Consider the following 7,268-nt stretch of genomic DNA (forward strand, 5'->3'; position numbering starts at 1 on the left):
CGAGGGGGGCGGCCGGGTCGGTGGAGCGGTGGAGCGGGTTGCGTCAGTGCGCGATGGCACCCTCGGCGCCCGCACCGGTCATGGAGCGAACCTCCATCTCGGTGTACTTCTCCGCGTTGTGCTCGCTCGAGGTGATCGAGCCCAGCCAACCGAGGATGAAGCCGATCGGGACGCTGACCAGGGCCGGGTTGTCCAGCGGGAACCAGGCGAAGTCGGCATTCGGGAACATGGCCGTCTTGGCACCCGACACGGCCGGGCTGAAGGTGATCAGCACCAGCGCGGAGATCAGGCCACCGTAGATCGACCAGACCGCACCACGGGTGTTGAAGCGCTTCCAGTACAGCGAGTACAGGATCGAGGGCAGGTTGGCCGAAGCGGCGATGGCGAAGGCCAGGGCCACCAGGAAGGCGATGTTCTGGCTCTTGGCCGCGATGCCACCGACGATGGCGAGCAGGCCGATGACGATCACGGTGGCGCGGGCGACCTTGACCTCCTTGGCTGGGTCGGCGTTGCCGTCCTTGAGCACGGCGTTGTAGATGTCGTGCGCGAAGGAGGCCGAGGCTGTGATGGCCAGACCGGCGACGACGGCGAGGATGGTCGCAAAGGCGACGCCGGCGATCAGCGCGAGGAAGATCGTGCCCCCGGTGCCCTGGCCGGGCAGGAAGAAGGCCAGGGCGGGGGCGGCGGCGTTCGCCTTGCCGGGCATCGAGTTGATGTCGTCGTAGCCGACCAACCACGCGGCGCCGTAGCCGAGCACCATCGTGAACAGGTAGAAGGCGCCGATCAGTCCGATGGCCCAGGTCACGGAGCGACGGGCCTCCTTGGCGGTGGGAACCGTGTAGAACCGCATGAGCACGTGGGGCAGGCCGGCGGTGCCCAGCACCAGGGCGATGGACAGCGAGATGAAGCCCAGCTTGTTGGTTCCGTACTTGCCCATCGGCTTCAGCAGGTCGTGCCAGCCCGACGCATTGGCCTCGGGGTTGGAGGCCTTGACCGCGTCAGCCTTCGCCTGCGCATTGCCGATGACCGTCGACAGGTTCATGCCACACTTGGCCAGCACCCAGAAGGTCATGATGGCGGCGCCCGAGATCAGCAGGACGGCCTTGATCATCTGCACCCAGGTGGTGCCCTTCATGCCGCCGATGAGCACGTAGACGATCATCAGGAGGCCGACGAGGACGATGACGAGATTCTGCATTCCACTGCTCTTGACACCAAGGAGCAGCGAGACCAGGCCACCGGCGCCCGCCATCTGGGCCAGGAGGTAGAAGAAGGAGACCGCGAGGGTGGAGATGGCGGCGGCCATGCGGACCGGCTTCTCCTGGGTGCGGAAGCTCAGCACGTCGGCCATCGTGTACTTGCCGGTGTTGCGCAGCGGCTCCGCGACGAGCAGCAGCGCGACCAACCAGGCCACGAGGAAGCCGATTGAGTACAGCAGGCCGTCGTAACCGGTCAGCGCCACGGCACCGACGATGCCGAGGAATGATGCGGCCGACAGGTAGTCACCGGCGATGGCGAGGCCGTTCTGGCGGCCGTCGAACTGGGCGCCACCGGTGTAGAAGTCGGAGGCCTTCTTCTTGCCGCCGGTGGAGACGCGGATGACGATGGTCAGGGTGACCACGACGAAGATCGCGAAGATCGCGATGTTGACGATCGGGTTGCCCAGCTTGGTGCCCGTTTCCAGGGGCAGGAGGGTCTGCATCAGGGCGAGGTTCATCGGGTGACCTCCAGCTCGGAGCGAAGCCTGGACGCGATCGGGTCCAGGTTCTTGTTGGCGTGGCGGATGTACAGCCACGTGATGAGGAAGGTGGTCAGGAACTGCAACAGGCCCAAGACCAGGCCGATGGTGATGTTCCCCGCGATCGGCTTGCGCATGAAGTCAACGGCGTAGACCGAGAGCAGCACGAACAGGAAGTACCACACGAGGAAGGCTGCGCTGAGGGGGAAGGCGAAATTCCGGAAGCGACGCTTCAGCTCCTGGAAGTCGTCCGAGGTCTGGATGCGGGCCAGCGCGGCCTGATCGACAGTCACGGCGTGGGGGCCGTCCAGTTCGGGCAGGGGATTGTGGTTGGGGGGAAGATGGCGTTCGGGATCATCATGTAGATCCGTTGGATGCTGCGTCGACATGGGCGCTCCTGAGGACAACGGTGTTCTCTGTGGGCTTCGGGGCAGGCTGCCGCCGAAGTTGGCTTCAAACTAGCTGGCCCAAGGCTCGCTTGTCAGTTGCACACCTGACAATCGTGATCATTTCTTGATGTCGAGTTATTGCAGCCGCTGGCGAACATCCTTGCGGCGCAGGTGAATACGTGCATGCCCCATCCGCTGGGAAACTTCAGCCCCGAAAGATGATCGTGCGCTGTCCGTCGGTGAAGACACGGTGTTCGGCGAAGAGCTTGACGGCCTCGGTGAGAGTCCGGGACTCCTCGTCCTGGCCGAGTGCCATCAGGGCGGAAGGCCCTTGGCTGTGGTCCACCCGCACCACGTTCTGCTCGATGATCGGGCCCTCGTCCAGGTCGCTGGTCACGAAGTGGGCGGTCGCGCCGATCACCTTGACGCCGCGGGCATGGGCTTGGCGATAGGGGTTCGCCCCCTTGAACCCCGGAAGAAAGGAGTGGTGGATGTTGATCGCCCGTCCAGCCAGGAAATCGCATAGTTCGGGGGAGAGGATCTGCATGTAGCGGGCCAGCACGACGAGCTCGATCTGTTCGTCCTCGACGATCTGGCGCACCCGCGCCTCGAAGGCGGGCTTGGTCTGCGGTGAGACCGGTTGGTGCTCGAAGGGGACGCCGTAGAAGGCCGCCAGGTCACCCAGGTCGGGGTGGTTCGCCAAGATCTGCGGGATCTCGATGTTGAGCTGGCCGCTGCGTTGACGGAAGAGCAGGTGGTTCAGGCAGTGCCCGGCCTTGGACGCCAGCACCAGCACCCGGGTGGGACGCTCGGTCGAGACCAATGACCACTCCGCGTGGAAGCCGTCGACGGTCGGCGTCAGCGCCCGCTCGAGCAACTCGCGGCTCAGCGGGGACTCGAACTCCACGCGCATGAAGAAACGTCCGGTGTCCTGGGAGGAGAACTGCTGCAGCTCGAGGATGTTGCCCGCACCAGCGGCGACGCCCCCGGTCACGGCATGCACGATGCCGGCTCGGTCGGGGCAGGAGAAGTTCAGGACCCACGTCTGGGGGTCTCGCAGCGCGTTCACCCGCCCCAGCCTAGGTCCAGGCGCCCGGGTCGTGAGCCCTGCCCGGTATTCTGGATCGGTGACTCGACTCCCGAGGGCCGAGGTGGCGCCGAGCAATCGTGACCACCACCCGCTGCCGGACTGGCCTTCCCAGGTCCCCACCGGGCTTGGTGGTCGGGCATGAGCCTGGGTGACGTGGCCCTCAACATCGGTCTGATCTTGCTCTTCATCTGCATCGGCGGTGTCTTCTCCGGTGCGGAGATGGCGATGGTCTCCCTGCGCGACAGCCAGGTGCGCAACCTCGCCACCCGCGGAAAGCGTGGCGCGGCGATCGTCCGGCTGACCGCCGATCCCAATCTCTTCCTCTCCGCCGTTCAGATCGGCGTGACGGTCTCCGGCTTCCTGTCTGCCTCCTTCGGTGGCGCGACGCTGGCCCCGGCGCTGGCGCCTGTGCTGGAGGGCATCGGTGTGCCCGAGACGCTGTCGAACACCTTGGCGGTGGTGCTGATCACCGTCGTCATCTCCTACTTCTCGATCGTGCTCGGTGAGCTGAGCGCCAAGCGGCTGGCGATGCAGCGCGCCGAGGGCTTCGCCATGTCGGTGGCCCCATTGGTCGACTCGATCGCCCGCATCGCGCGCCCGGTGATCTGGTTCCTGGGCAAGTCGACCGACGTCGTCGTCCGGTTGCTCGGCGGCGACCCGAGCGCCGCCAAGGAGGTCGTCACCGACGAGGAACTGCGCCAGATGGTCGTCACCTCGCAGACCCTGGGTGCGGCCGAGCGCAAGATCGTGGACGAAGTCTTCGACGCCGGTGACCGCAATCTGCGCGAGGTGATGGTGCCGCGCACCGAGGTCGACTTCCTGCCCGGCGAGATGCCTGCCTACAAGGCGATCCGGGAGGTGCAGGGGGCGCCGCACTCGCGCTACCCGGTCACTGACGGATCCTCCGACCGGATCCTTGGCTTCCTGCACGTCCGCGACCTGATGGACCTCGACCCCGGCGCACGGTCGGCACCGATCCGCCAGCTGGTGCGACCGGTGCTGAGCCTGCCGGACACCGTCCGCGTGTTGCGGGCGCTCACCGACATGCGCCGCGCCCACTCCCACCTGGCGATCGTGCGCGACGAGTACGGCGGCACAGCCGGCATCGTCACCCTGGAGGACCTGGTGGAGGAACTGATCGGCGAGATCACCGACGAGTATGACGTGGAGGACGTCGGCGCGCACGACCAGGTCGGTGACGTCGAGGGCCTGACAGGTCTGCAGGACTTCGAGGAACGCTTCGGTTACGTGCTGCCCGAGGGGCCCTATGACACGGTGGCCGGATTCGTGATGGCCCAGATGGGACAGCTCCCCGCCGAGGGGGCCGAGGTCGAGGTGTTGCTTGACCGTTCACCGTCGGCTGCCGCCACCTTGCCCGAACAGGCGCGCCTCGTGTTCACCGTCACCGAGCTGGACGGCCGTCGTGCGGCCTGGCTGTCCGTGCGCCGCGTGGAGCCCGCTGTGGTCGGAGCCACCCAGGCATCCCCGGATGCGGGGGCACAGGATGAGGGCCGCGAGTGAACCAGGGCGACCGTGACGGCGCGGCCCTGCTGACGGGGGCTGGGGTCGGGCAGGTTCTGGAGGCTGCCGTCGCCCATCGAGGCGGACGCCTGCTGCACTGGGAGGCCGACCATGTCGATGCCGATCCGGGTCGGTCCACCACAGCGACCTACCGCACGCGCGTCGAGTGGCGTCAGGCAACAGACGTGCGTGACGAACTGGTGGGCCTGCTGGTCCGCGCTGACGGGCTGGACGACCATGACGGCCCCGCTGAGGTTCTGGTCATTGGGGATCATCAGGTGGCTGTCTGGTTCTATCCGGATGATCCCGAACTGCCCGGGCTGGCCAGGGTCGCCCACCCCGACCGGATGGCAGAACTCTTGGCGGCTGAGGGGCTGCTGGGTGCCGCGGAAAGCCCAGAGGACCTGCAGCTGTCGGTGGTCAGCTACAGGCCTCGCCGCCGGGCGGTGCTCCGGGCACGGCTGCCCGGGCGGACGCTGTTTGTGAAAGTGCTGCGCGAGGCCCAGTGCGCCGATGTGGTCGCGCGCCACGAGCTGCTGCGGCACGGGGGAGTGCCCTCGCCCGAGGTGCTGTGCGTCACCGACGACCACCTGGTGGTTCTGGATGGACTGCCCGGGGACCCACTGGCCCGTGCGATGTTCAGCGACTCGCCGCCCTGCACTGCCGGGCAGCTCGTGGCCCTGCTGGACAACCTGCCTCCCGGGGTGTCGCGGCTGGAGCGCCGTCGTCCGTGGGCTGACGTCCTGCAGCACTACGCCCAGGTGATCGGGTCCACGCTGCCCGAACAAGCTCCTCGGCTGGAATCGCTGGCCAGCACCATCAGGGGCGCGCTGGACGGCATCCCCCTGGGGGACGAACCGACCCATGGCGATTTCCACGAGGGCCAGGTGCATGTGGCGGGCGGATCCATCGTCGGGCTGCTGGACGTCGACACCTGTGGTCCGGGCCGCCGGGCCGACGACCTGGCCTGCCTGGTGGCGCACCTGTCGACCGTCCAGCGGATGAACCTGCATCAGGCCGAGCGGGTGAACGCGCTGGTGCGCGAGTGGGTACCCGTCTTCGACGAGCGCGTCGACCCGATCGAGTTGCGACTGCGGGCGGCCGCGGTCGTGATCTCGCTGGCCACTGGTCCCTTCCGGGGTCAGGAGGACGGCTGGCAGCGCTCGACGGTGGCGATGATCGACACGGCTGAAGCGCTGGTTCGTCAGGCGCAGTAAAAAATCTGAAGCCTCAGACCGTCACTTCGCGCGCATGGGAGTCGTGGTGGGGCACCTTGAGTTGTCACGCGTTTCGACCCGATAACGGTTTCCTGACGGTCTTCGGGGCAGGATGACGACCAGGTGAACGGCGGGTTAGATTTGGCTGGCTCGAACCGAGCCGTGGTCTTGTCTGCTCAGGAGGCAGTTTCGTGAAGAAGTCCCTCGTCGCGCCGGCGCTCATGTCGGCCCTCGCCCTGTCCGTCGCCGGGTGCGCCAGCGCCCCCGAGTCGAGCTCCAGCTCGACCGCCACCACCACCAGCACCGCAGCCGCTGGTTCCAGCTCGTCCGCGTCCGGTGCCTTCAAGGCCTGCATGGTCTCGGACGAGGGTGGCTTCGATGACAAGTCGTTCAACCAGACCTCGCACGACGGCCTGACCAAGGCGGTCAAGGAACTCGGCGTCGAGCAGGGCGAGATGCAGTCGGAGAGCGCCAAGGACTTCGCCACCAACATCGCGAAGATGGTTGAGGCGAAGTGCAACATCATCGTCACCGTCGGCTTCATGCTCGAGGACGCCACGAAGGCCGCCGCCAAGGCGAACCCCTCGGTCAAGTTCGCGATCGTCGACCCGGGTTCGTCCACCAGCAGCCTGACCAACCTCAAGCCGCTGATCTTCAACACCGCGCAGCCCTCCTTCATGGCTGGCTACGCGGCCGCCGCCCAGTCGTCCACTGGCAAGGTGGGCACCTTCGGTGGCATGAACATCCCGACCGTGACGATCTTCATGGACGGCTTCGCCCAGGGCGTTGACTACTACAACACCCAGAAGTCGAAGTCGGTCAAGGTGCTCGGCTGGGATCCCAAGAACCCCAAGGGTGGCCAGTTCACCGGCAACTTCTCCGACGTCGCGGGCGGCAAGCGCATCGCCACCACGCTGACCTCGCAGGGCGCCGACGTGCTGTTCCCGGTCGCGGGCCCCTCGGGTGAGGGCGCACTCCAGGTCGCCAAGGCCAGCTCGGGCAAGGTCTCGGCCGTCTGGGTCGACACCGACGGCTGTGTGTCGGCCGCCAGCTACTGCAGCACCCTGCTCACCTCGGTGCAGAAGCAGATGGACGTCGCCGTGTTCGACGCGATCAAGGCCGCCAAGGACGGCACCTTCAGCTCCGACTCCTTCGTCGGCACCCTGGACAACGACGGCGTGAAGCTGGCCGACTTCCACGAGTTCGACTCGAAGGTCTCCGACGAGACCAAGAGCGAGCTGGAGGCCATCAAGGCCGACATCATCTCCGGCAAGATCACCATCACCTCGGCTTCGCAGCCCAAGTGATGCCGA

Annotated in this window: 6 protein-coding genes; 3 read left to right on the forward strand and 3 right to left on the reverse strand. The window is 66.7% G+C overall.

The window, feature by feature from the left end; genetic code table 11:
* Positions 1 to 43: 43 nt before the first annotated feature.
* From ABD089_RS05530 to purU, 3 genes are all read right to left on the reverse strand, one after another.
* Positions 44 to 1,717, reverse strand: coding sequence for a solute symporter family protein (locus ABD089_RS05530; RefSeq protein WP_425560023.1), 1,674 nt, complete (start codon positions 1,715 to 1,717; stop codon positions 44 to 46).
* Positions 1,714 to 2,031 carry a DUF485 domain-containing protein gene (locus tag ABD089_RS05535; protein ID WP_343885235.1) on the reverse strand — a complete coding sequence of 106 codons (318 nt, stop codon included), beginning with the start codon at positions 2,029 to 2,031 and terminating at the stop codon, positions 1,714 to 1,716. Before ABD089_RS05535 ends, ABD089_RS05530 begins: the two co-directional genes overlap by 4 nt.
* Positions 2,032 to 2,332: 301 nt before the next feature.
* Complete coding sequence (purU, locus tag ABD089_RS05540; protein WP_343885393.1) at positions 2,333 to 3,187, reverse strand: formyltetrahydrofolate deformylase; 855 nt, start codon at positions 3,185 to 3,187, stop codon at positions 2,333 to 2,335.
* 174 nt (positions 3,188 to 3,361) lie between these two features.
* Here purU and ABD089_RS05545 point away from each other — a divergent pair, with 174 nt between their 5' ends.
* From ABD089_RS05545 to ABD089_RS05555, 3 genes are all read left to right on the forward strand, one after another.
* On the forward strand, positions 3,362 to 4,738 hold the full coding sequence (locus ABD089_RS05545; protein ID WP_386769131.1) for a hemolysin family protein: 1,377 nt from the start codon (positions 3,362 to 3,364) through the stop codon (positions 4,736 to 4,738).
* A complete protein-coding gene (locus tag ABD089_RS05550; protein WP_343885237.1) occupies positions 4,735 to 5,955 on the forward strand; it encodes an aminoglycoside phosphotransferase family protein in 1,221 nt (406 codons plus the stop codon). The genes ABD089_RS05545 and ABD089_RS05550 overlap by 4 nt, the downstream gene beginning before the upstream one ends.
* 191 nt (positions 5,956 to 6,146) lie before the next feature.
* Complete coding sequence (locus tag ABD089_RS05555) at positions 6,147 to 7,262, forward strand: BMP family lipoprotein (protein ID WP_343885238.1); 1,116 nt, start codon at positions 6,147 to 6,149, stop codon at positions 7,260 to 7,262.
* The last annotated feature ends 6 nt before the right edge of the window (positions 7,263 to 7,268 follow it).

It is taken from the genome of Luteococcus sanguinis (assembly GCF_039527675.1).
In the GTDB taxonomy this organism is placed as follows: Bacteria; Actinomycetota; Actinomycetes; order Propionibacteriales; family Propionibacteriaceae; genus Luteococcus; species Luteococcus sanguinis.

What these genes read in the sequence shown, in the direction of transcription:
- ABD089_RS05530 (WP_425560023.1), bottom strand. Translation starts at nt 1,717, where the DNA reads ATGAACCTCGCCCTGATGCAGACCCTCCTGCCCCTGGAAACGGGCACC.